The sequence below is a fragment of the Vibrio sp. 1580 genome (assembly GCF_033340055.1).
Genome location: NZ_JAWOVT010000009.1, coordinates 111,638 through 137,405, shown reverse-complemented (window position 1 = coordinate 137,405; position 25,768 = coordinate 111,638). Strand labels below are relative to the sequence as shown.

Sequence of the window (25,768 nt, the reverse complement as noted above, 5' to 3'; positions counted from 1 at the left end):
AAAGGCCTGCTAAAATGCAGGCCTTTTTGCATCTCGGTGTTCTTCTAATTCCAGCAATCACTTGGTTCTTCGACATTTGTTGACGTTAAAGTAATCGTTTTAGCGCCAGTCAAACACTCGTCGTCGTCTTGTCCCAGAGCCGATTTTGCTGTTGCTGTAATGGTATAGGCCGTACTTGCAGAGCTCGCAATATTGAAAGAAAATCTATCTGTGTCTGAATCGCATAGAGTGCATGTGCCTCCAGAGATAATATGACTCCAGTCGTACCCACCATCATAAGATGTCTCTAGCTCTAGCTGAATTCGACTAAGATCGCTCAAGGCAACCGTCCTATGAGACTTGAGCACATGATTGGTGTAAGAAGGGTAGGCGACAGCCGCAATGATCCCGACAATCACTACAGCTACCAGTAATTCGATCAATGTCATCCCTCTCAATCCTTTTTTGTAGCCGTTACAACGAGAAATTCGAATCATCACGAGTAGTTTCCTTTTCACTTTTCCGCCTATTTTTGGCAGGTGATAGCATCTGTGCAAGATGAATTACGGCCCTTTTGCCGTTTACATAGGAATTTGGGAAATGCCTCGCGGGTTTACGTTGTTGGAGCTTCTTATTACTGTTGCTGTCTTGTCAGTACTACTACTTTTTGTCGCCCCAAGTTTTTCAAAAGTTAGCCAACACATGAAAATAGTGAATTTAGCCAACGAATTACAGGGTTTTTTGATCCAAGCGAAATCGGAATCGGTGATGAGAAATCAAGATTTTTGGGTTCATATTCAAGGCTTGCCTTCATCCACCGGAAGCTGGAAGCTCACACTCTCGAGTGTATCGAATGTCACTGACATTACTTCAATGAATACTGTTGCTGAGCTGCAAGGTCATCTATATCGGGGTCTGGTGGTGTCGAGTAATATAACTAGCGTCAAGTTTGATCGTGTTATGGGGAATCCCAAAAATGCGGGAAGTATTCACCTGAAGAAATCTCAAGCGGATACCAGTCCGATAAAAGTAACTGTTCATAACGGAGCAGGGCGAGTAAAAGTGTGCGCTATGAATAAGGCAAAATATGGCTTTGAACAATGCTAAACAGCAGGGTAGTACACTTGTTGAGTTTATGATTGCTGCGTTGTTAGGACTTGTCGCTTTGGGCATTGTTGGCGCAGTGTTTCTTTCTAACCAAAAAACAGCTGTGCAGCGAAGCAAGGAAATAATGCTACTTCAGCAGATGAGTAGTGTAATTCAACAAGTGAAAGAGGATATTCAGCGAGCAGGGTTTGATGGTATTACGACAAAATCAATGATGCTTTCCGGTTCTCCTAGCGTTCTATATCAACAATCCGAAAAAATCGGTTATGTTTATCGAAACACAGCAAGCTCTGTGAGTAATACGATATATCGGTTAAAGGATAATATGTTGGAATATTGCCAGGATGATTCACCATCACCTTTAAGTGTCGTGTCTGCTGCTAGTGGATGTTTTGATCTTTTTGATCCTAAGCAAATTAAAGTAACTCAATTTGGTGTTAGTCGAACATTACTATCAGGTTCGTCAATAGAGAGTGCGTTTATTTCTATTTCAATGGCCGCTGAATTAAAAAATGATCCGGCAATTTCTCACGCCATTTTATTACAAGTTCAGCAAAGGAATTGGCAATGATACGTAAGCATCAACAAGGAGTGGCCACGTTACTTATTACTTCCATACTGCTCTCTGTCGCTTTGGTTGTGACGTTAGGCTCATATAAGAATCTATTTTATCAAATTAAGCGTGCGCAGAATGAAGTTAGTTCTCGGCAACAGCACTGGGAAGCGGAAGGAGGGCTTGAGTGTCTATTTGCTTATGTCACAGATGATGTATCCATAGTGAACGAGCTCATCCCAATTAATCACAATAATTTAAATACCTTATGTAAGAGGGAATTAAACCTTAGCCAGCTGAACGTTACTGATATAGGGGCAGGAGTCTATCGTATTAATTCTATATCTCACAATGGTTGGGCCCAGCTCAATAAAACTTTCAGTACACTAAGTAATCGTGGAAAAGGAGCGATACAAACCACATCCAAGTTAACTACTTATGGTGATTTAAAGGTTCATCCAGATGCGAAAGGTGATCTTAATTCTGACAATCTGTATGAATGCATATCACTGACTTATCGGTATAGTTATACCATGGAAGGCGGAAGCACAGGATCAAAATATAACACTGCATCAATAAGAGCGAATAGCTTATATGATGGTTCTCCTGCTGGAGGGTGTACCGCTGCAACGACAACCAATGTTACAGTAAAAGCTGGGAATGCAATTACGAAAACTAATAAACCTGAAACTTCTGATCCGCAGCTAAAAGGCGATTTTGTTTATGACTCTGAAGTCGATCCATTCCAAACCTTTTTTGATTACAAAAAAACACCGGAAAACATTGATAAAGTCAAAGCTTCATTTCCGAAAGCTGGGAAAATCAATTTGTCAAATGCGACACAGTGTAAATCAGCTATCGAAAATGCTTTTAAGGAAGTAGATAAGGTTTGGATTACTGGTGACTGCGCCATTCACGGGAATTTAGCACTTCAAGGCAACCATGAGAAATATACGTTAGTTATTCAAGATGGTATTTTTATCAATACTGGTTCAACAACATTTCAGGGTTCGCTTTTTCATTTAGTCGATAAAACTAAACCACAGTTTGCTCCTGATGAGTTAAAAAGCTATTGGGAAAGTTTGTTCTCGAATGCTGATGGCTCACCGACTAATTTTACCATTGGTAAACAATATACTGATCTTACACAAACTGTTTATGTTGATGCAGGGACATTTCACGCAACGGGTGGTTATGGTTTTGATACTGATGGGTTAAAAACCTCAATTGCGGGCTCAATGGAGTTACTATTTGATTCCAGCAAAAGACCTACAACAAGGAGAAATGATGTTCGTTGGCAAGAGGGAAGTTGGAATGCCAAGTAAACAACATGGTTTTAGTTTAATTGAAATAATGATTTCTTTTATTTTAATTGGTGTCGGTGCTCTTGGATTGGTTAAGTTGCAAGCTTACATTGAGCTGCGGGCAGATTACGCGATGCATAGCATTGAAGCGCTAAATCTTGCTGAGCAGAAATTAGAGTGGTTTCGTACGCGTGGGGCTATTTCTGCAGTCCCCTCGATGCCCGCCGCTAATTTTGATACAAATATTGTCTCTGGGGAAGATACTACGCACCCCTTGTATACTTTATCTTGGTCTGTGCCAACGGCAACTCTGTCGGGCGCACTTAAAACGATACATATGGAAGCTCTATGGCAAGATCGCCACGGTAAAATACAATCGGTAGAGCTGAAAACCATGATCTCTAAACATAGCGAATTTGATTAAATAGTCTAGGTTCCTGTTTTACGCCGATTCAATCAAAACCGATTGGAGTTCTGGATAAGGTGTTCACTGTCCGCGTTGCCCTTTTTATATTGAAGAGAATTATTTCTTGCTTCTCATCACGTATAGTTTCTTTTCTTAAAACTATCTATTCATCGCTCTATGCAACCTCTGTTTTTGCCAGCTCGTTTACTAAATGTATATGTTGATTTTTCCATAATGTTTCAGGCTTGTATCTTTGGTTTTGTTTTTTTGCAAAATATGTCTCCAATTATGAAAAAAAATCTAGAACCTTGTGCTTTCTCCATTAGTGTTTACTAGAATACTCGTTGGATAGTAGGCCGTTATAATTATTCAAATAGGCCTTGGCACCAACATCATTCACTATGGAGTTACCATGAGTAACCAAGCTGTAAATAAAGCACCATCATCGAAGCCGAGCGGGATGGAGCGCTTTTTAAACTTTATCGAGAGGACAGGTAACAAAATCCCTGATCCTGCGATTTTGTTCTTCTGGGCATTGATCATTACTTGGGCGGCGTCAGCACTTTTGTCGAATGTATCATTCGATCTTCCAAACCCTCGAACGGGCGAAGCTCTTACTATCACCAACTTACTTACGGGCGAAGCGCTAGCAAGTTTCCTTGCTAACATGGTGACGACGTTTACTGGCTTTGCGCCACTGGGTATCGTACTTGTCGCAATGCTAGGTGTGGGTGTTGCAGATTCTTCGGGTTTTATTACGACGGGTCTTAAGAAGATGCTGAACTTCACGCCAGCTAAGCTTCTTACTCCAATGCTGATTTTGGTTGCTATTGTGTCGCATACTGCGGCAGATGCAGGCTATGTTCTGGTTATTCCTCTTGGCGGTATTATCTTCCATGCGGCAGGTCGTCACCCTTTAGCAGGTATTGCGGCAGCATTTGCAGGTGTATCTGGTGGCTTCTCTGCAAACTTTATCCCTTCAGGTATCGATCCGCTATTGGCTGGCTTTACGCAAACTGCGGCGCAGGTTCTTGATCCTGAATATGTGGTTAACCCATTAGCGAACATCTTCTTCACTGGCCTATCCTCTATCATTATTGTGGGGATTGGTTGGTACGTGACAGAGAAAATCATCGAGCCTCGTTTATCAAAAATGCCAATTGATGATGATGCGGAAACCGCGCCAAACCTAGGTTCATTTACTGAACTGGAATCAAAAGCATTCCGTTATGCAGGTTGGGCAATGATGGCGGGTATTGCTTTACTTGTTGCAGCGTTAATTCCAGAAACATCAGCACTTCGCTCGCCTGAAGGTGAAATTACTGCCTTCTCAGCACCGATAATGAAGTCTATCGTGCCGTTGATCTTTATTCTGTTTATCATTCCTGGTTACGTTTACGGTAAAGTGTCTGGAACGTTCAAGACCAGCAACGACATTATCAAAGCGATGGCTGATACTATGTCAACCATGGGCGCATACATTGTTATGTCGTTCTTCTGTGCTCAGTTCCTATCTGCATTTGCTCAGTCAAACATCGGTACGATGCTAGCGTTGTATGGCGCAGAAGGCTTAAAAGCGATGAACCTACCAGGTGAAGTGACCATCATCGGTATGATCCTTCTAACCGCGTCTGTAAACCTACTTATTGGTTCGGCATCGGCAAAATGGGCTTTAATTGGTCCAATCTTAGTGCCAATGCTAATGGCGGTTGGTATCTCGCCTGAGCTGTCTCAAGCGGCTTACCGTGTGGGTGACTCTGTATCGAACATCATTTCGCCTCTAATGGTATTTTTCCCTCTTGTAGTGGTTTACTGTCAGCGTTATGTGAAGTCGGCTGGTATCGGTACGCTTGCGTCACTAATGATGCCATTCTCGATCGCAATGCTGATCGGTTGGTCTATCTTCCTAGTTGCTTATTGGATGGTAGGTATCCCGCTAGGCATTCAAGCTCCTTACACTTACACAATGTAAAAACGTTTAGGGTGTGAAAGCCGCTAATTGGCAGCCAAAAAGCGCAGGTCTTCGATCTGCGCTTTTTTGTTCTCGTAAAACGAACATCGATAGGTCTTGTAACTAGTTTTTTGGAGTTGCAGACTTTGTCCCGTGATGTGTCGCTGTAGTGAAGCCGAAGTTGGTGATAAAATTCCCGACTTCAATCATTTTTGTTTCTTTGGAGCCTCCTTTGTCTAACCATCCGTTTACCCCTCAAGATGAATTGTTTATGCGCAGAGCGATGGAGCTTGCTGAGCAAGCAGAAGCTGAGGGGGAAGTACCTGTTGGCGCAGTGCTTGTCAAAGATGGTGAAATTATCGCTGAGGGGTGGAATCGCTCTATTGGTACTAATGACGCTACCGCACATGCTGAGATCCAAACGCTGCGTAAAGCAGGCCAAAAGCTAGAAAATTACCGCCTTCTGGATACGACGTTATATGTAACACTTGAGCCATGCCCAATGTGTGCCGGAGCCTTATTGCATAGCCGCGTTAAGCGGGTTGTTTTTGGAGCGCCAGATTTAAAAGCTGGAGCTGCAGGAACAGTGCTTAATTTGTTTGAAAGCCAAGCCGCTTACCATTACGCCTTAGTTGAAAAGGGGCTGCTAGAAGATGAGTGCCGCACTCAGCTACAAGCGTTTTTTAAGCGTCGCCGAAAGGAAATTAAAGCGAAGAAGCAAGCACAAAAAGCATTAGAAAATCGAGAGAGCGAGCAAGGTAGTGGGAGTAGTGAGGGCTAGCAAACACCTACAACGTGGTAGATGTTTGTTTGGACGCACTAGTGATTGACTAAATGTACAAAAACACGATTACGTGAACTTACTTTCTTTTTCATACATGTCAGTTTACGTTTACGTCGGATAGCAGCTACTGTGTTATTTAAACGCTTTGACTGCACTCTACGTCTTCTCATATTCAAAACCTCCTGCAGACAAGACTTATACCAGTAAAGCGCGGCTCATCGATGCTTGGCAATAGGCTCGATAATCGCACTAAACATTGTATGGTTTAAACGTTCTTCATTTGACTTCTGCATTGCACAGAGCCAGCAAACAATTTCAATACGATGCTTAATAATAGGAGTGACGTTATTTCGGCAGAGTGTAGCCGAAAGCGCCGCTTCATCAAGTGAGCTAAACCATGTGGTTGTAAAGTAATCTGTTACAAAGCAATCAGTTTTACTAACGATGAAGAAAAGGCGACCAACCAAAGGAATGGTTGAGTGTGGTTGGTGTCACTCAGAATATTGGAGTCTAGATAAGTTTTCGTTAGGACTCAACAAAAATGACGAGCTTCATAGGCTCGTCATTTTCTAGTTTACCGCGGGTTTATTCTTCAATGCTTTCTTGTTCGGTGTCTTCTTCAACCGTGACGTCAGAAGCGCCAGAGACTTGTTCTACGACGGTCTCTACTGCGCCCGATATCAAAATGTCGGGGTTGAGCGGCGGAATCACTTGCAAGTCATCGCTATTCTCATCAATCGCTGGCTGTTGGCTGACATGACCAATGATGGATTGGTAGTAACGTCGAATATTTTCTACGTAATTACGCGCTTCATCGCCTCTGGCGTACCCATAGCGAGTTTGGCTGTAATAGCGCTTCTGACGCAGTAAAGGCAGCCTATCTTTTACATCGGCCCAAGCGTTCGGATCGCCACCTTGTGCTTTGGTGAGTCGTCGTGCGTCCATCATGTGGCCGTAACCAATATTGTATGAAGCTAACGCAAACCATATTTTTTCATGCTCGTTGATGCTATCAGGCACGCGACCTACAATGCGACGTAAGTACTCGACACCACCACGAACAGATTGCTCAGGGTCTAAACGGTTTGTTACCCCGACGCTTTTCGCTGTTGGCAGAGTAAGCATCATCATCCCCCTAACACCCGTTGGCGATTTTGCTGTTGGTTTCCAATGTGACTCTTGATAAGCCAATGCTGCAATTAATCGCCAGTCGAACTCTTCGCTGTATTTTTGGAATAAAGGTGCCCATTTAGGCAATTTGTCATCCAGAGCTCGAATGAATGCGCGAGTATCAACGTAGTCAAATGCTTCAATATGACCAATGTACTTTTCTTCGAGGGTGGACAGTTCTCCTGATTGTTTGATGTTACCGAAAAACTCTATCAGCATTGCATACAAGCTTTCGTCTTCAGAACGTCGAGTAAACCAAGACACAGGTTGATCTTCTGTAAGTTCGAACGCGAGCGCAAGATCGGGGTAAAGGCGTTGAGCTAGGGAAAGTTCCACCGAATCAGTCACAGTAAAACGTAACTCACCCTTCGATACGTATTTGAGTAAGTCTCTCGTGTCAGCATCACCAACAATTTCAAACTGAAGTTCTGGATACTGCTTCTTTAACGCTGTTAGGGTCGGAACATATTGCGATTGTTCAACGATCTTTAATGTTTGAGCGCCTGCATTTGTATCTTCGTCGGACTCGTCGTCTTTCGAGGCTTGGTATTCAATGAGTTGTTCGATATCACGTGGTCGAAGTTGCCCTTTTTTATATACCACTTGTTGGCTTACATAATAATAGGCAGGGCCTGGTCTAAATCGTTTGACTGCTTGTGACGTTTGATTTAAACCCGTAGCGATGATATCGATATCTCCTTTCTTAAGAGCAGGAAAAAGCTCAGCTTGGCGAAAGGCTGGTTTAATCTCGAGTTTGACGCCGAGCTGCTCCGCAAACTGACGCGCCAATTCGTAATCCAACCCTGCGGGACCATCGGGACCTATGTAGTAGGAAAGCTGATTGTTTAGCGTGCCAACACGAAGCACACCACGTTCTTGAATTTTTTCAAATTCACTTTTGGGCTCCGACTCAATCTGGCAAGCAGAGAGTAAAAGAACAGAAACTAAAATTAGAGCACTGCGCTTGAGCCGGTTGAAGTGACTTATTTGCATTGATAGGTACATCTTGGAAAATTTCTATTTGCCTTTATATCAAAGCGAGCTCATGGGGCAAAGTGAATCACACACTTATAACGTGACATTGTGTGTTTTATCGACATTTTAGTTGTAATTCAAATTTGACAAAAAAAATGACGCAAACGGTTGCTTTTGGTGTTACATCACAAAAACAATTACTATATAATGCGCTCGCAATGACGAGGTGGAATCGGCATAGGTTCGACAGGGCTTATTTTAAGTGTCTGAATTTATTCCAATATCACCTTAATCAATTGCATAAGAGACCTAAGCACATGAGAATTTTGCGTGGCTCCCCAGCTCTTTCTGAGTTTCGTGTTAATAAACTACTGGAACTTTGTCGTGAACAAGATCTGCCTGTAACTGGCATTTATGCCGAGTTTATGCACTTTGCCGATCTAAAGTCAGACCTTGATGACCAAGAGTTAGAAAAACTTGAAAAGTTACTAACTTACGGCCCAACCATCGAAGAGCATGAGCCTGAAGGTCTTCTACTTCTTGTCACGCCTCGTCCTGGCACTATCTCGCCTTGGTCTTCTAAATCTACCGATATCGCTGTTAACTGTGGTCTGGAGAAAGTGAAACGTCTAGAGCGTGGTACGGCTTATTATGTCGAATCTTCAGTTGTTCTCTCAGAAGCTCAAGCTGACGCTGTTAAAGCGTTAATTCACGACCGCATGATGGAAACAGTATTCACAGAATTTGAAGCCGCATCAGCATTATTTACTGTTGCAGAGCCTAAGCCTGTCGCACATGTTGATATCTTAGCTGGCGGTCGTCTTGCGCTTGAAGAGGCAAACGTTTCCCTTGGCTTGGCACTCGCAGAAGATGAAATTGATTACTTGGTAGAGAACTTTACTAAGCTTGGGCGTAACCCAAACGACATTGAATTGATGATGTTTGCTCAGGCGAACTCAGAGCATTGTCGCCACAAAATTTTTAACGCAGATTGGACTATCGACGGGGTAGATCAACCTAAGTCTTTGTTCAAAATGATCAAAAACACTTTTGAAACGACACCTGACTATGTGCTGTCTGCATACAAAGACAACGCAGCCGTTATGACAGGTTCTAAAGCGGGGCGTTTCTTCCCTGACCCTAAATCTCGTCAATACACGTACCACCATGAAGATACGCACATCTTGATGAAGGTAGAAACGCACAACCACCCAACGGCAATCTCTCCATGGCCGGGCGCATCGACTGGCTCAGGCGGTGAAATCCGTGACGAAGGCGCGACGGGTATCGGCGGTAAGCCAAAAGCGGGTCTGGTTGGTTTTACAACCTCTAACTTACGTATTCCTGGTTTTGAACAGCCATGGGAAACCGACTTCGGCAAGCCGGGTCGTATTGTGAATGCGTTAGACATCATGCTTGAAGGCCCTCTTGGCGGCGCGGCATTCAACAACGAATTTGGTCGTCCAAATCTATTGGGTTACTTCCGTACTTACGAAGAAAAAGTCACTTCTCATGCGGGTGAAGAAATTCGTGGTTACCACAAACCAATCATGATTGCTGGTGGTATGGGTAACATCCGCGATGAACACGTACAGAAGAAAGAGATCCCTGTAGGTGCGAGCCTAATCGTACTTGGTGGTCCGGCAATGAACATCGGTCTTGGTGGTGGTGCGGCATCTTCCATGGCATCTGGTCAGTCAGCAGAAGATCTGGACTTCGCTTCGGTACAGCGTGAAAACCCAGAGATGGAACGTCGCTGTCAGGAAGTGATCGACCGTTGTTGGCAGTTAGGCGACGATAACCCAATCGCATTTATCCACGATGTGGGTGCAGGCGGTATCTCTAACGCATTGCCTGAACTTGTCGACGACGGTGAGCGTGGCGGTAAGTTCCAATTACGCGATGTACCAAACGATGAGCCGGGCATGAGCCCACTGGAAATCTGGTGTAACGAATCACAGGAACGTTACGTTCTAGCGGTGGCGCCAGAAAACATGGAAGCATTCGACGCCATCTGTAAGCGTGAACGCGCACCGTATGCAGTGGTGGGTGTGGCGACAGAAGAGCGTCATCTAACGCTAGAAGATTCTCACTTCGACAATACGCCAATCGATATGCCAATGGATATCCTGCTTGGTAAGCCACCGAAGATGCACCGTGACGCAACCACACTAAAAGTGGAAAGCCCTGCCATTGTTCGTGATGGTATTGAGCTTAATGAAGCAGTGGATCGCGTACTTCGTCTTCCTGCTGTTGCAGAAAAAACATTCCTAATTACTATCGGTGACCGAACAGTAACGGGTCTGGTTGCTCGTGATCAAATGGTTGGTCCTTGGCAGGTACCAGTAGCAAACTGCGCAGTAACAGCGGCAAGCTACGACACTTACCATGGCGAAGCAATGTCGATGGGTGAGCGCACGCCAGTGGCATTACTAGACTTTGGTGCATCGGCTCGCCTAGCCGTTGGTGAGTCACTAACGAACATTGCGGCAACAGACATCGGTGATATTAAACATATTAAACTGTCTGCGAACTGGATGTCTCCAGCGGGTCACCCAGGTGAAGATGCGGGTCTTTACGAAGCAGTGAAAGCGGTTGGTGAAGAATTGTGTCCTGCGTTAGGTTTGACTATCCCAGTTGGTAAAGACTCCATGTCGATGAAAACCAAGTGGGAAGAAAACGGCGAGAGCAAAGAAGTTACTTCTCCACTGTCGCTAGTTATCACGGCATTTGGTCGTGTGGAAGACGTACGTAAGACCGTGACTCCTCAACTACGCACTGACAAAGGAAATACTTCTCTAGTTCTTGTTGACTTGGGTAACGGCAAAAACCGCTTAGGTGCGACAGCATTGGCACAAGTATACAAACAGCTGGGTGACAAACCTGCTGACGTAGATAATGCAGAGCAGCTAAAAGGCTTCTTTGAGGCAATGCAAGCGTTAGTACGTGATGACAAGCTAGTGGCTTACCACGATAAAGGCGACGGCGGTCTGTTTGTTACACTGGCTGAGATGGCATTCGCGGGTCACTGTGGCGTAAAAGCGAACATCGCAGAGCTGGGTGATGATGCGCTAGCCGTTCTATTTAACGAAGAGCTAGGTGCGGTTGTTCAAGTTAAGAATGATGATCTAGATTCAGTTCTATCTACTCTGGCGGCAAACGGCTTAGAGGCATGCTCACATGTGATTGGTTCTGTTGAAGCTTCAGACGACTTTGTTATCACTTCTGGTGATGCAGTTGTGCTTGAACGTTCACGTACCGAACTACGCGTTATCTGGGCTGAAACAACGCATAAGATGCAAGGTCTACGTGATAACCCTGCGTGTGCAGACCAAGAGCACGAAGCTAAGAAAGACAACTCTGACCCTGGTCTAAACGTTAAGCTCAGCTTCGACGTAAATGAAGACGTTGCAGCACCGTACATTGCGAAAGGTGCTAAACCTAAGATGGCAATCCTACGTGAGCAGGGCGTTAACTCCCACGTCGAAATGGCAGCAGCGTTTGACCGAGCTGGTTTTGAAGCAACCGACATCCATATGAGCGATATCCTAACGGGCCAAGCGGTACTGGATGAATACCATGGCCTAGTAGCTTGTGGTGGCTTTTCTTACGGCGACGTACTAGGTGCGGGTGAAGGTTGGGCTAAGTCTATCCTGTTTAACGCACAAGCTCGTGAACAGTTCCAAGCCTTCTTCAACCGTGAAGAGACGTTCTCTTTAGGTGTATGTAACGGTTGTCAGATGCTATCAAACCTGAAAGAGCTGATCCCAGGTGCAGACTTGTGGCCACGTTTTGTGCGCAACGAATCTGAGCGTTTTGAAGCGCGCTTTAGTCTAGTTGAAGTTCAGAAATCTGACTCTGTATTCTTCGACGGAATGGCTGGTTCGCGCATGCCAATCGCGGTTTCCCACGGTGAAGGGCGTGTAGAAGTACGTGATGCAGAGCACCTAGCAGCGATTGAGGCATCAGGTACGGTTGCGGTTCGTTACGTGGATAACCTCGGTAACCCAACACAACAATACCCGAACAACCCGAATGGTTCGCCAAACGCGATTACCGGTTTAACAACAGCAGACGGTCGCGTAACTATCATGATGCCTCACCCAGAGCGCGTATTCCGCACAGTTGCAAATTCTTGGGCTCCGGAAGGTTGGGGTGAAAATGGCGCTTGGATGCGTATGTTCCAAAATGCCCGTAAGAATATCGGTTAATTAACCAAAGGTTAATGTAGCTTAAGTAAAGCGTTGGTTGAGAGACCAGCGCTTTCTTTTTTCTTATCACTCTTTTTTCTTCGTCGCTCTTTCTAGTGACTTGGCGAAACGTTGCTTTGTTCTGCCTCTTCTTTGTCATCTATTATCTAGCGTAAAAAACTTGCAGCGTTTAGATTACTTTTATGCTCTAATACCGCGCTTACCAAGGGATGGTGTTAAACAGCTCAGCTTAGATGGAGTTATCAAGTTGACCGAATCCCTGATTGATCCCTAAATCCCTTAGGAAATGAAAGAAATGTCTAAGAATCCAAAATTTGCTATCCGCGTCACTGAAAAACGTAACGGCTGGAGCGCAGAAATCACTCGCCAAGTGACATCTCGTAAGACTGTAGTATCAAAGCGTGAAACAGGCTTTGACAGCGAAGAGAAAGCACAAGCTTGGGCTGAACAAGAACTGGCTGGATTTATCCAAAACCAAGTGGTTCGTAACGAGCGTAAAGCAGCGCAACGTCAAGAGCGTGAAGCAGAACAACTAGCGGCAAAAGTTCGTAAAGAAGAAGCCCGCAAAGCACGTGAAACCGAAGTAGACACTGACGAAGAATAAGTTTAAATCGGTGAGATGGTGACGTTACCCATCAAACAAATAGTGAAAATGCCCTGAGTTTTGTCTCAGGGCATTTTTTATTTATATCGGCTAAAAACAATCCGATGATACGGACAGGCTAAACGTGCCGTCTTCAGGGGCTGCAAATTGTTTATTGCCAGGAAGAAGGTGAGGGTTATTAGCATAAGTGCGATGTGTCGATTTGACCTTTGCAGAATGTCTTTCCGGTAAATCAAAGTGTTGTAAGCCGTCAGATAGATCGTTTGCTTCACCGTAGTCGAAATGTGTTGCGACGTCTTTGGGCTGCTTGGCGTAACGACAGTGATCCGGCTTACCATCTTCGTGCCAAGTTAAAGAGTTAGTTTTTGCATCTAGATTCAGGTTATTTGCTGTTGGCTGTGCGTAAAAATCTTCTGAAACTTGGTGCTTGCTTTGTTCTTGTAAGTAGTCTGCAATGTTCTCAGAAGCTTGCGCTAGGCTACCTACAGGGAAGAAGCAAATCAGAAGAAGCCGTGTTTTTAGATTGTTCATAATGTGTATGCAAGCAAAAGGAAATGATAATACTGATAAATAAAACGGCGTGCAATTATGGCCATTGGATACGATATAACAGGGCAGTTAATGTCTGCCCTGCATCTTTTAGGTATGGTTAGTATTGATAAGTGAGGTGCAGTTTGACTTCGCGACCAGGCGAAGGCACGCCATTAGATAGGTATGCTTCGTAGTAACGATCGGTTAAGTTTTTCACAACCGCGCCAACGCTCAAGCCTTCGACTTGTTGTATTTCCCAAACCACGTAAGCGTTTTGTAGCGTGTATTGCTCACTTGGCGATTTCACTTTTAAATTATTACCGCTTGCCTTGGTTTTGGTTTGCGCATCATACCAACGGACTTCCCAGCCCGTACGTAAACCAGGAATCCATTCGTAACCTAAACCCAGATTAATGTTTAATGGCGGTACATCAGGATGATCATCATCTGAACCTGTAGAGTCAGATAGGCTACCTTTGTTTTTGCCGCGAATGTAACTTGCTGAGAAATTACTGTAGAAATCTTCAATCCGGTATTGTGAAATTAGCTCAAAGCCATAGTTTTTAAAGCCATCTAGGTTTGTATTCCAGCTTTGTAACTCAGTAGTATTTTTGTCGAGGTTTTCGCCCGTTCGTATATCAACTGTGTCGCTAACATCGTTATAGAACATAGTTAACTCTGTTGCGAGGTTATCGCGAGAGTTCACCAGCCCTTCCGTTAAGTTGATAACGCTTGCTTGATAAGCATGGATACGAGACACGTCCAGATTCAAAGCAGTAGCCGTAGCGGTAGCTCGCGCATATTGCACTGAGTAGATGTTATCAACGGTTGGTGCTTTTAAAGCGTAGGCGTAGGAGGCGTTTAAACGCGTATTATTGCTCGCATCAAAGTCGATATCCAAACGTGGGCTAAAGCCTTTATGCGTCGTTTCACCGTAGTTATGTCCGGCAGCTGGATCATTATAATCCGGCGCTGCGTTCCCTTTTCCTTCACTCTTGATGTATTCGTAACGCAGAGAAGGTGTGATTGTTAGGCGGTCTGTTGCTTGATAGTGATCAGCAATGTAAGCGGCATAAATTGACTGCGTGCCAGATGGTTCGTAGTAAGGGGTGTACCAACCGTAGTTTTTCGCTTCATTACTGTCGTATGATGCGTTGAATACTAACGAGTCTCTATCGGTTTTTTGATATTGAAGCCCAGTGACTAGAGTGTGATCTCCGAATTGCGCTTGGTTAAACACATCAACGTAATCACGCTCGTAACTCAGCCATGACTCATGACCGTAACTGCCAACAGAAACGAACATTTTCTCGAATGCTACGTCAGGGCGAACCCAATGACGATCGTTTTCGGAACGTGCCATTTTGATATTGAAATCAATATACGGGTTAGTCGGCATGTAGTGGTAAGAGATGGTCGTGGTGTTGTCCGTGTATTTGTTATCGACGGTGTAAGCGTATTGGGCTTTTTCTAATGAGCCGTATTTCTTGATATTGTATTCGGTGATGTTAGGCATTTTTCCGCGGCGGTTAGCCCAAGGTTTACGACCTTCATCTTTGTAGCGAGTGTGGCTAATTTCAAACTCGTGATCGTTGTTTTCATAACCGACCTTTACGAGCATGTTTTCTTGCTCATAACCTGAGTAATCCAGCGTTTCACCACCTCCGACTTTAATGTCATCAGAATCTTTTACCGAGCCATTCGCTAGAAAATAAAAACCAGTATCGTTTTTACCATAGAGTGTTAGCGTGTAGGCGTTCTCATCGCCGTTGGTGTTGTATGCACTTGAGATGCGAGCACCAAAGTTTCTTTCGCCGTACAGGAGATCATCGACACTTTTGGTTTTAATGCGAATGGAGCCACCAAACTTCCCGTTGAGTGCTCGATAGTCGTGCGCGCCCTTGATAATTTCTGCTTCGCCAATTAAGAACGGATCAAAAAAGAAGGTACCGTAGCGGTATTGTTGAAAGCCAATTGGAGCGCCATCGACAAACACGGCGATATCGCTTGGATCATCAAAACCACGAATGTTAATACGTTCGCCACCAGAACGACCGCCACCATCTATTGATGCACCGGGAACGGCATCGATCATTGAGGCAAAATTAGAGTACTGTTGCTCTTCAATCTCTGACCAATTAATGGTGGTTTGCGCAGGCTCAGCAATGGTAATAGGTTTGGCATAACGAACGCCTATGACTTCAAGCTCTTCATTTGGCGCTGTCTCGGCATATGAATAAAGAGGGAAGAGCAAAGCCAGTGAAATGAGATTTACTTTGAGTGGATGACTTTTTAATCGTTTCATATTGATGATTTATAGTGTTTTTATGAAGCTCGGATTATAAGAACATTATTACGATTAATAAATGATAATGAGATTAATTATCAAATGTGTTTTTGCGACGGATTGTAAAGTTTTTTATCCATTCGTGGAAACTACGATAAGTATCGTTAGCGTACATAAAACAAAAAGCCCAGCATCATGGACGCTGAGCTTATTGGCTTTAAACAAGATAGTGCGAGCACTGTTGCTCCTTTTGAGCTAATCAGGCGCCTACTTGGTAGGAATTACTGAGTTTCTAACGGTATCTGTCCGGTGGTCAGCGGCTCGGCATCGAATTCAGTGAGGCCTTCAATATAGCTTTCGACTGCTTGTTCTAAAGCATTATCACCTTGGTTAAAATAGGCAAGGTGGAAAATTGCATCGCCTTCGTTCACCAATGGTAATGTTTGTTGACCGATAACCAAACCACGCTTCGGGGCTTTTAGTTCTATCTCGTCATGACCAAGAGGAGAGCTAATATAAGCGAGCGTTTCACCCTGTTCTACTTTGTCTCCCAGATTAACGACAGTACGCAAAATGCCGTTACCTGACGCGCGAACCCAGCTGGTGGACTTCGCTATGATAGGCTCAGGCAGCTTTTTCCTGCTCGCTCGCAACATACCAATGGCTTGCATTACGCGCCGAACCCCGAGTACACCAGCGCTGATCGAAAGTGGATCAAAACGCAATGCTTCGCCAGCTTCGTAGGTGAGCACTGGAATATCGCATTTTTCTGCTTCACTGCGTAAAGAGCCATCACGCAATGCTGAATCAACAATCACTGGCGTTGCAAATGCTTGAGCAATACGCAGAGTTTCTGAGTTGCTTAAGTTTGCGCGGATCTGTGGCAAGTTCGTGCGATGAATGGCCCCTGTGTGTAGATCCAAAATGTAGTCACAACGCTTGGCAATGTTGTTAAAGAACCCGTGTGCCATACGAGATGCAAGTGCGCCTTTTTCACTGCCAGGAAAGCAACGGTTGAGATCTCGTCGGTCGGGCAAGTAACGAGATTTATGGATGAAACCAAAAACGTTAACGATAGGTACTGCAATGACAGTGCCTTTCAGTTTTTGTGGATCCAGTTGGTTAATGATCTGACGAACGATTTCTACGCCATTAAGCTCATCACCATGGATAGCGGCATTCACCATTAACACTGGTCCTTCTTGTTTCCCATGGATGATTTCCACAGGAATAGATAAAGGCGAATGTGTATATAGCTTCGCTGCTTCAAATTCGATCTCTAATCGTTGTCCTGGTTGTATTTGATGTCCTAAGAGCTCAAATACTTTGCTTTTTTTACTTCTGGCCATAAACCATCTCTGTCAAATGCGTCATCAGCAATGTAACAATTGCTGCAAAATCGCACTAATCATTCTCATTAAGGACACGACAAATTACTTTAATCGTCATGCGTGAAATTTTGGTATGTGTGAAGTTTTTGTTTTCAATATGATCTTTTCTATCAGTTTAATACATAACAAGACATAGAGAAGAGTGCGCAATAATAGCCTTAAAAAATGTGACTGTATTAAAAATAATACTGTTCATGGAGGACAAAAAAACGGACTTTTAACCCTACTTTTTATCCGATAATATCCGCGCCGAATTTGAGGTTTCACACTTTCTAACTAGAGGTTTTGATGAAAAAGGCAATTGCTAAAATTGGTGCATTGACTGCGGTAGCAGTTTCACTTTCAGGTTGCGTAGGTAGTAATGCCGTGACAGGTTATGTTATGGGGTTTAACTTGAAAGCTGTTGACAACCGTTACGCTCGAGGTGGTCTAAATATGCTTTTAGCGCCTGTTTATGGTGTCGCGATCGCAGCGGATTATATCGTGTTTAACTCTCTAGAATTTTGGACGGGTAAGAACCCGTTAAATGGTAAGCCACATATCTTCGATACAAAGGTAGATACTTACATTGATGTCAATCACCAGTTAGATAAGTCGTTAACGACGGCACCAATCGCACCATTAGCGGATAACCGTGTCATTGAGCAGGGGCGAATGCAGCAAATCGATGAGAACACTGTTCAAATGGATATTACTTACAGTAACGGTGAAAAGGCGACACTCATGGGTGTACGCGATGGTGAGTTTGTTACTTACTACATTGATGGTGAAGTTGCTGCACAAACCTCAATGGATGAATTAGCCGCTTACGCGCAAAACCGTGTGTAGTTGGGTTCAACTAAACCAAAAAAAGGGTGCCGTATGGCACCCTTTGTCATTTTTCGTGATTGAATTATGCTTTCTCTGGAATCGCTTCTAAAAGCGCGACCATCTGATCCCAGTACAACTGAACAGTATCAATCTTCACTTTCTCATCTGGAGAGTGAGGGAATTTTATTGTTGGACCGAAAGAAACCATATCCATGTGTGGGTATGGTTCTTTAAATAGGCCACACTCAAGACCAGCATGGATGACCATGATGTTCGGCTTATGACCGTAAATGCCTTCATACATATCACGGAAAATTGCCATGATCTCGGAATCTGCATCTGGCTTCCAGCCAGGGTAAGCGCCTGAGAACTGAATTTGTGCGCCTGCTAGCTCAGTAATCGAGCGCAGCATGCTTTCCACTTGGCTACGGCCAGAGTCAATGAGAGAACGAATCAAGCAAAGCACGGTGACTTTATTTTCTTCTGTGCTGATCACACCAACGTTTAGAGAAGTTTCAACAACGCCTTCCACCTCATCACTCATACGGATTACGCCGTTTGGACAAGCGTTAAGTGCCGCAATGAATCGTTGCTGATCGGCGATTGAAAATACTTGCGCGTCAGTCGTGATCGCTTCATTAAAGGTTACGATACCTGTTTCGATTTTACCCAATTCAGTTTTAAGCAGCTCAGTGTAGTGGTTGAACAGCTCAGCAAGTTTGTCTTGGTTTTCGACAGGAAGCGCGACAGTAACAAACGCTTCGCGAGGGATTGCATTACGTAAGCTACCACCACGGAATTCGACTAAACGTAAATCAAGCTCTTGAGCATGACCGGCAAGGAAACGACCAAGTAATTTGTTGGCATTACCGCGACCTGTGTGAATGTCACAACCTGAGTGACCACCTTTTAGGCCTTTCAGCGTCAGTTGGCGTGTTACAAAACCTGCAGGCGTTGATTCTCGAGAAATATCGAAAGTCATGGTGCCATCAACGCCACCTGCACAACCCATGTAGACTTCGCCTTCTTGCTCAGAGTCTGTATTTAGAAGAATCTCACCCTCTAACCAACCAGCTTCAAGGCCAAATGCGCCAGTCATGCCTGCTTCTTCATCAATCGTCAGCAGAACTTCGAGTGGACCGTGCTTAATATCTTTAGATGCCAATACAGCAAGGCAAGAAGCCATACCAATACCGTTATCTGCACCAAGCGTCGTGCCTTTCGCAGTTACCCATTCGCCATCGATGTAAGGTTGGATTGGATCTTTGGTGAAGTCGTGTTCAGTGTCTTCGTTTTTCTGCGGCACCATGTCGATGTGTGCTTGAAGTACAACAGCCTTCTTATTCTCCATTCCTGGTGTCGCGGGCTTTTTGATGAACACGTTACCGGTTGGATCACGGCGAACGTCAAAGCCTTGCTCTGTTGCCCAGTTGATAATGTACTGTGCTAATGCTTCTTCATGTTTCGATGGATGAGGGATAGAACAAATCTTATCGAAAAACTGCCAAAGTGGAGCAGGTGATAAGGTACTGATCTCAGAATGGAACTCAGACACGGAGGACTCCTTTTGATGTGCTTTGCCAAATATATACCGTAAAAATGTTGTCAAGGTAGCATTAAATGCTAGACGATTTGGCCTTCAAATTGCCGTTAGCATACCACCAGATAAGGAGTACGAGTAGTCGCGATCACAAGGATTTCTCTCAGAACTGTCACAGTTTGTGAATACAATAACAAGCACTATGTGTTCTCTATCATACATTCTGAAAGTGGCTTTATTTTTTAATTCATAAAATTGTAATTTAATTACATATAAACTTTGATAAAGGTCAATTTGTGTATTTTTTGTGATTCCAATCACTAAAATGCTTGTAATTAAATTTCTTGGTGGTATATTTGTAACCAGCTTCTGAGAGAAGAATGAAATGCTCAAAGGATGAGTCCGTTTTATCGCCTCCAAGGAACCGAGAAATCAACGAATGTTTAATTGATTTAAAAGGTGATAGTTATGAAAGGTTTACCAAGTACAATGTTCTGGAATAGCAAGTCTGTTTACACCGGTAACTTTGTATACCCAACAAGCTTTGGCTACTAAGTGAAGTCAACGCATGTGACTCGAACAGTTTGTTCACCCCTATAAATTGGAATTTTTTTTCAGTGATAGTGCTGACATGATTCACCGCCACCCAAATTGGGTGGCGTTTTTTTATCTCTATTTTCTCTTCCTGACTCACTTATTGCCATCAAAGCCTTCTTCTATTCCCCATTCTTCGGTTTTATCGACTTTTCCATCAAATCTGTTAGATACCATGTTTAAAATGGGCCTTTTTCATCTGAAAGTTTAGTACATTGCTCAGTTTTTATTCTCTTTTAGAGAACTGTGTTATCTAGGTTACCTATTGTTTTATAAGAATATATTTCTTTACTTGCTTTGATGGGTTAGAGAATGTGTTTCATATCCAAAGAAAAAAAACGCATTAGAGTGAAGATTCTATCTAGAATTTGCTATTTGATAACTTTATAATTCCCGCCAATCGATTACGCAACCGTTTACTTTTTACCTTTACAGGATTCGATCATGCTCGAGAGGCTTTTTAAACTCAGTGAAAATGGCACAAATGTGCGCACTGAGATCATTGCAGGTGTTACGACCTTCCTAACTATGGCTTACATTATTTTTGTAAACCCAGCGATCCTGTCGGATACCGGTATGGACCGTGGCGCCATTTTTGTCGCAACTTGTCTTGCTGCCGCAATCGGCTGTTTTATCATGGGATTTGTTGCCAATTACCCAATCGCACAGGCACCAGGAATGGGCCTGAACGCATTTTTTACTTACTCTGTTGTATTAGGAATGGGTTATACGTGGCAAGTTGCGTTGGCGGCTGTATTTGTTTCTGGCCTTCTGTTCATTCTTTTAAGCGTATTTAAGATCCGTGAGTGGATTATTAACTCGATCCCGCATTCTCTACGAACAGGTATTTCAGCTGGTATTGGTCTTTTCTTAGCGTTTATCGCATTAAAAAATGCAGGTATCGTCGTTGATAACCCAGCGACATTAGTTTCTATGGGAGAGATCACATCATTGCCATCTGTATTGGCCGCGATTGGCTTCTTTCTTACGATTGCATTGGTTCACCGTGGTGTGAAAGGTGCGGTGATGATCGCTATTCTTGGCGTTACAGCGCTTGGTCTTCTATTTGGTGATGTGCAGTGGGGCGGTATTATGTCAACGCCACCAAGCATTGCGCCAACTTTCATGCAACTGGATTTCTCTGGTTTGTTTGAAGTAGGCATGATTTCCGTCGTATTTGCTTTCCTATTTGTCGATTTATTTGACACCGCAGGTACGCTCGTTGGCGTTTCTCAAAAAGCAGGTCTAACTGATGAGAATGGCAACATCCCTCGTTTAAACAAAGCGTTACTTGCAGACTCAACAGCAACGTCAGTAGGTGCATTACTTGGTACTTCTAACACGACATCTTATATTGAAAGCGTTTCTGGTGTGGCTGCGGGTGGGCGTACTGGTCTAACAGCCGTGGTTGTTGGTGTACTCTTCCTACTTGCTCTATTGTTCTCACCACTTGCGGGTATGATCCCTGCTTATGCAACGTCAGGTGCGCTATTCTATGTGGCGATCTTGATGCTGTCTGGGCTAGTAAGCATTGATTGGCGTGACCTAACTGAAGCGTCCCCAGTTGTTGTGACTTGTTTAGTTATGCCGCTAACATTCTCGATTGCAGAAGGTATCACGTTAGGCTTTATCGCATACGCGGCGATCAAGCTATTCAGCGGTAAGGGCCGTGAAGTGTCGATGAGTGTATGGGTGATGTCAGCCATCTTCATCGTTAAATACCTCGTCGGTTAATTTCTCGAGCAAAAAGCCAGTGTGGATTTATTCACGCTGGCTTTTTCTTTTTTACGTTGTTCACAGAAGACGGTTTTTCTGCGGAATAGGCAGAGAATTTTGATATCACCGTTGGTATTAGCGGTGTGTTTCGGTAGAATAATCGTTTGCGCAGCTTGAAATCCTCGTCTCCAAACATTTTGGAGAAGTTAGTGAGCATTCCGCTTTTGAGTGACTTCGCTAGATTTTGAGGATGCATATTTTCAAATTATTAGGTTATTACAATGAGTAAAAAATTCATTATCACTTGGGATGCAATGCAGACTTACTGCCGTGAACTGGCTGAAAAACAAATGCCAGCTGAGCAATGGAAAGGAATTTGGGCGGTAAGCCGCGGCGGTTTGGTTCCTGGCGCTATTTTGGCTCGTGAACTGGGTATTCGTTACGTTGATACAATCTGTATTTCAAGCTACGACCATGATCATCAGCGCGACATGACGGTACTAAAAGCACCTGAAGGTGATGGCGAAGGTTACCTAATCGTTGAAGACCTAGTAGACAGCGGTGATACAGCGCGCAAACTACGTGAGATGTATCCAAAAGCGAAAATGATCGCTGTGTGTGCGAAACCATCAGGCAAAGAGCTGCTGGATGATTACGTTGTAGATATTGCTCAAGACACTTGGATCGAGCAGCCTTGGGATATGTCAATCCAGTATGCTGAGCCAGTAAACCGCAAGCAAAAATAAGCGCGGTTAAAGAATATTGAGAAATGCCCCTTTATAGGGGCATTTTTTTTATTATGATATTAAATCATGCTAATAGCCTAGGGTTCTTCCTATGTCTGAAGACGTCAGTAAAAATCTTTCCGAAACTTTGTTCGTGAAACATAAGCAAGCAAAAGAAACCTCCGCGCTTACCCAGTACATGCCGACCAGTAAAAAAATACTTGATGAACGAGAAGCGCAAGGTGATCGTGCTTGGTATCGTCATTTGCGTCGCTTGCAATGGGCTTGGCAAGGATTGTCTCCGATCGAAATGGAAGGCGTACTGTCTAAAATTGCTTCATCTTCTCACTCGCGAACCAATGATGATTGGTTAGACACTGTAATGGGTTATCACAGTGGTAACTGGACATTTGAGTGGATCAAGCTTGGTATGGATCATCAGAAGCGAGCAAATGAAATGCAAGGAGAAGAGGCAGCGGATGAACTCTTCACTGCTTCTTTGTGTTTTAGTATTGCAGGCTACCCACATTTAAAAAATGACAATTTGGCATCGCAGGCTCAAGTACTGGCAAACAAAGCGTATTCTGACGGCGCAGAAAAAACTAAGTACACCATCAAGCAAATTGAAGTGCCTTACCAAAATCGCAAAATCATCGCGAACCTCCATTTACCAAGAACGGATAAACAGTTGCCTGTGGTCATGGTGAGCGCTGGTTTGGATACTCTACAAACCGACATGTGGCGTTTGTTCCGTAATCGTCTTGCACCGCGAGATATTGCGATGTTAACCGTAGACATGCCTTCAGTAGGGCATAGCTCTCATTGGCCCTTGACCGAGAATTCAAGTTGCCTACATCAAGCGGTATTGAATGAGCTTTACTCGCTACCTTGGGTTGATCATCACAAAGTGGGGTTAGTTGGGTTTCGTTTTGGTGGTAATGCCATGATCAGACTCTCTTTTGTCGAGCAGGAAAAGATCAAAGCTTGTGTCGCTCTAGGCGCACCCGTACATGATATTTTTACTTCCCCTCAGAAGTTACAAAAAATGCCGAAGATGTATTTAGATCTTTTGGCTTCCCGTTTGGGGAAAAATGCGGTTGATATTAATAGCATGGCTGGTCAGATGATGGCGTGGTCATTGAAGGTTCAGGGCTTCCTGAGCAGTCGAAAAACCAAAGTGCCTATTTTGGCTTTGAGTCTTGAAGGCGATCCAGTGTCGCCACACAGTGATAATCAACTTGTTGCTCTATTTAGCCAGTATGGTAGAGCAAAAAAAATCAGTTCCAAAACAATTACAAAAGGATATGAGCAATCCCTCGATTTAGCCATAAAGTGGCTAGAAGATGAATTATTAGGGTGACAATTCTCCTAAATTAGTTAAGAGTGATATATCTGAGCAAAAAATAAGCTCATGATAATTAAAAATAATAATCATTCTTGGGTGTTTACTTTTAACTATGAAAACGGAGATTCATATGTCAGAGACGACTCAGGGCCCGACTCACTTTCGCTTGATGTCAAAGTTGAAGGCGATAGGGCCTTACCTGCGCGAACCACAATCGCAAGAAGGGCGCTATTATTTTGATTGTTTATCTGTATGTGTAGACGACAAAAAATCGCCTGAGAAGCGTGAATTTTGGGGCTGGTGGATGGATTTGGAATCCATCGAGGGAGGCTTTACTGCTAAATATCATATTGGCAAGTACAACAAAGAAGGGCAATGGGTATCTGAAGCCCTTCCCAAAAAAGTGGTAGAGGAAGTGTATCTCACGCAGAGCACATTCCATCAAAAGCTGGTTGATACTTTAGAAGAACACTTCAAATTAGAAGTCGAATATCACACGGAGTCTTTCGATTTCGCTTAATTTGGTTGTTTTCATTTAATACCAAACAAAAAGGTGCGAAAACGCACCTTTTCTCTTGTTAATTCCCTATTTGATTGTTAAAACATCCTCTCTTTATTTGTTTTTCACTTCAGAAGACATCATGACAACGAATCAACAAAATGCAGTTGTTTCACAACCACAAACTGTCGTTGTGAAACTGGGTACAAGTGTGCTGACAGGCGGCACTCTGGCACTCGACCGTGCACACATGGTTGAGTTAGCACGCCAGTGTGCTGAGCTTAAAAAACAAGGCCATTCAATCGTAATGGTTTCGTCTGGTGCGATTGCAGCAGGCCGTGAGCATCTTGGTTACCCCGCATTGCCCAACGAGATGGCGAGTAAGCAGTTACTTGCCGCGGTGGGGCAGAGTCGCTTGATTCAAACATGGGAGTCTTTGTTTGGTATTTATGGTATCAAGATCGGCCAAATGCTACTAACCCGTGCCGATTTAGAAGATCGTGAGCGATTCCTTAACGCGCGTGACACTATTAATGCGCTCGTTGCGAACGATATTGTTCCTATCGTAAACGAAAATGATGCCGTTGCGACTAGCGAGATTAAAGTTGGCGATAACGACAACCTTTCCGCTTTGGTAGGCATTTTATGTGGTGCAGATAAGCTCTTGCTTTTAACGGACCAAAAAGGTCTGTTTACTGCTGACCCTCGTAGAGATCCGAACGCAGAGCTTATCAAGGAAGTAAAAACCATCGACGATACGCTGCGTAAAATCGCAGGTGGAAGCGGTACAACATTGGGTACTGGTGGTATGGCAACGAAGCTGCAAGCCGCAGACATCGCTCGCCGCGCAGGTATAGAGGTTATTATTGCTGCTGGTAGTGCGCCGAATGTTATCTTTGACTCTTTAAGTGCTGAACCTCAGGGCACGCGCTTCCTACCTTGCGCTGAAGCCTTAGAGAACCGTAAACGCTGGATTCTAGCGGGACCTGCGGCATCGGGCGACATCATTATTGATGATGGTGCAGTCAATGCTGTGGTCGGCAAGGGCAGTAGCCTACTTGCTAAAGGGGTCATCAAAGTTAGTGGTGACTTCGCACGAGGCGAAGTGGCGCGTGTAACAAACGCTCACGGTAAGTTGGTGGCTCGTGGCATCAGCGCCTACTCAAGTGATGACCTAACTAAAATTACGGGTAAGCACAGTAAAGATATCATCTCTATTTTGGGTCATGATTATGGCTCTGAGGTGATTCACCGCGATGATTTGGTCGTCATTCAGGAATAGAATT

At 44.0% G+C, this 25,768-nt stretch carries 20 protein-coding genes; 14 read left to right on the top strand and 6 right to left on the bottom strand.

What is annotated here, in order from left to right; genetic code table 11:
- Positions 1 to 44: 44 nt before the first annotated feature.
- On the bottom strand, positions 45 to 476 hold the full coding sequence (locus R7093_RS15855) for a type IV pilin protein (RefSeq protein WP_047102120.1): 432 nt from the start codon (positions 474 to 476) through the stop codon (positions 45 to 47).
- A gap of 103 nt (positions 477 to 579) precedes the next feature.
- On the opposite strand from R7093_RS15855, the gene R7093_RS15850 reads away from it, so the two are divergent.
- The 6 genes from R7093_RS15850 (at position 580) to tadA (ending at position 6,081) form a co-directional block, all read left to right on the top strand.
- On the top strand, positions 580 to 1,086 hold the full coding sequence (locus R7093_RS15850) for a GspH/FimT family pseudopilin (RefSeq protein WP_017635698.1): 507 nt from the start codon (positions 580 to 582) through the stop codon (positions 1,084 to 1,086).
- Complete coding sequence (locus R7093_RS15845; RefSeq protein WP_017635697.1) at positions 1,067 to 1,657, top strand: PilW family protein; 591 nt, start codon at positions 1,067 to 1,069, stop codon at positions 1,655 to 1,657. Before R7093_RS15850 ends, R7093_RS15845 begins: the two co-directional genes overlap by 20 nt.
- Complete coding sequence (locus R7093_RS15840; protein WP_047102119.1) at positions 1,654 to 2,964, top strand: hypothetical protein; 1,311 nt, start codon at positions 1,654 to 1,656, stop codon at positions 2,962 to 2,964. Before R7093_RS15845 ends, R7093_RS15840 begins: the two co-directional genes overlap by 4 nt.
- Positions 2,954 to 3,367, top strand: coding sequence for a prepilin-type N-terminal cleavage/methylation domain-containing protein (locus tag R7093_RS15835; RefSeq protein WP_017635696.1), 414 nt, complete (start codon positions 2,954 to 2,956; stop codon positions 3,365 to 3,367). The genes R7093_RS15840 and R7093_RS15835 overlap by 11 nt, the downstream gene beginning before the upstream one ends.
- 394 nt (positions 3,368 to 3,761) lie before the next feature.
- Positions 3,762 to 5,321 carry an AbgT family transporter gene (locus R7093_RS15830; RefSeq protein WP_017635695.1) on the top strand — a complete coding sequence of 520 codons (1,560 nt, stop codon included), beginning with the start codon at positions 3,762 to 3,764 and terminating at the stop codon, positions 5,319 to 5,321.
- Between the two features lie 211 nt (positions 5,322 to 5,532).
- Entirely contained in the window at positions 5,533 to 6,081 is a 549-nt protein-coding gene (tadA, locus tag R7093_RS15825; protein WP_025998702.1) for a tRNA adenosine(34) deaminase TadA, read from the top strand.
- A 588-nt stretch (positions 6,082 to 6,669) separates the two neighbouring features.
- Here the strand turns inward: tadA and mltF are convergent.
- Entirely contained in the window at positions 6,670 to 8,247 is a 1,578-nt protein-coding gene (gene mltF, locus R7093_RS15820; RefSeq protein ID WP_025998701.1) for a membrane-bound lytic murein transglycosylase MltF, read from the bottom strand.
- A 299-nt stretch (positions 8,248 to 8,546) separates the two neighbouring features.
- On the opposite strand from mltF, the gene purL reads away from it, so the two are divergent.
- Positions 8,547 to 12,440: a phosphoribosylformylglycinamidine synthase gene (gene purL, locus R7093_RS15815; RefSeq protein WP_318146732.1), complete on the top strand. Its 3,894-nt coding sequence runs from the start codon at positions 8,547 to 8,549 to the stop codon at positions 12,438 to 12,440.
- Positions 12,441 to 12,735: 295 nt separating this feature from the next.
- Positions 12,736 to 13,044 (top strand): DUF3622 domain-containing protein, encoded by a 309-nt coding sequence (locus R7093_RS15810; protein WP_025998700.1) that lies wholly within the window; start codon positions 12,736 to 12,738, stop codon positions 13,042 to 13,044.
- A gap of 90 nt (positions 13,045 to 13,134) precedes the next feature.
- Here R7093_RS15810 and R7093_RS15805 read toward each other — a convergent pair whose 3' ends face one another.
- The 3 genes from R7093_RS15805 to R7093_RS15795 all read right to left on the bottom strand — a co-directional run bounded on the left by R7093_RS15805 (position 13,135) and on the right by R7093_RS15795 (position 17,211).
- Positions 13,135 to 13,575: a hypothetical protein gene (locus R7093_RS15805; protein WP_005381599.1), complete on the bottom strand. Its 441-nt coding sequence runs from the start codon at positions 13,573 to 13,575 to the stop codon at positions 13,135 to 13,137.
- A gap of 118 nt (positions 13,576 to 13,693) precedes the next feature.
- Positions 13,694 to 15,880: a TonB-dependent receptor domain-containing protein gene (locus R7093_RS15800; RefSeq protein ID WP_017635690.1), complete on the bottom strand. Its 2,187-nt coding sequence runs from the start codon at positions 15,878 to 15,880 to the stop codon at positions 13,694 to 13,696.
- Between the two features lie 263 nt (positions 15,881 to 16,143).
- Entirely contained in the window at positions 16,144 to 17,211 is a 1,068-nt protein-coding gene (locus tag R7093_RS15795) for a succinylglutamate desuccinylase/aspartoacylase family protein (protein ID WP_017635689.1), read from the bottom strand.
- 330 nt (positions 17,212 to 17,541) lie between these two features.
- Between R7093_RS15795 and R7093_RS15790 the strand changes: the two genes are divergently transcribed.
- Positions 17,542 to 18,081 carry a DUF3332 domain-containing protein gene (locus tag R7093_RS15790; RefSeq protein WP_005381596.1) on the top strand — a complete coding sequence of 180 codons (540 nt, stop codon included), beginning with the start codon at positions 17,542 to 17,544 and terminating at the stop codon, positions 18,079 to 18,081.
- A 64-nt stretch (positions 18,082 to 18,145) separates the two neighbouring features.
- Here R7093_RS15790 and R7093_RS15785 read toward each other — a convergent pair whose 3' ends face one another.
- Positions 18,146 to 19,618, bottom strand: a complete 1,473-nt coding sequence (locus R7093_RS15785) for an aminoacyl-histidine dipeptidase (protein WP_005381594.1) — start codon at positions 19,616 to 19,618, stop codon at positions 18,146 to 18,148.
- Between the two features lie 1,023 nt (positions 19,619 to 20,641).
- Here R7093_RS15785 and R7093_RS15780 point away from each other — a divergent pair.
- From R7093_RS15780 to proB, 5 genes are all read left to right on the top strand, one after another.
- A complete protein-coding gene (locus R7093_RS15780; protein WP_005381592.1) occupies positions 20,642 to 21,931 on the top strand; it encodes an NCS2 family permease in 1,290 nt (429 codons plus the stop codon).
- Positions 21,932 to 22,194: 263 nt separating this feature from the next.
- Complete coding sequence (gene tet(34), locus R7093_RS15775) at positions 22,195 to 22,659, top strand: oxytetracycline resistance phosphoribosyltransferase domain-containing protein Tet(34) (RefSeq protein WP_005381590.1); 465 nt, start codon at positions 22,195 to 22,197, stop codon at positions 22,657 to 22,659.
- Positions 22,660 to 22,750: 91 nt separating this feature from the next.
- Complete coding sequence (frsA, locus tag R7093_RS15770) at positions 22,751 to 23,998, top strand: esterase FrsA (RefSeq protein ID WP_005381586.1); 1,248 nt, start codon at positions 22,751 to 22,753, stop codon at positions 23,996 to 23,998.
- A 115-nt stretch (positions 23,999 to 24,113) separates the two neighbouring features.
- The gene (gene crl, locus R7093_RS15765; protein ID WP_005381584.1) at positions 24,114 to 24,503 is read left to right on the top strand and encodes a sigma factor-binding protein Crl; all 390 of its coding nucleotides are present in this window, start codon (positions 24,114 to 24,116) and stop codon (positions 24,501 to 24,503) included.
- Between the two features lie 121 nt (positions 24,504 to 24,624).
- Positions 24,625 to 25,764 carry a glutamate 5-kinase gene (gene proB / locus R7093_RS15760; RefSeq protein WP_017820604.1) on the top strand — a complete coding sequence of 380 codons (1,140 nt, stop codon included), beginning with the start codon at positions 24,625 to 24,627 and terminating at the stop codon, positions 25,762 to 25,764.
- Positions 25,765 to 25,768: the final 4 nt, after the last annotated feature.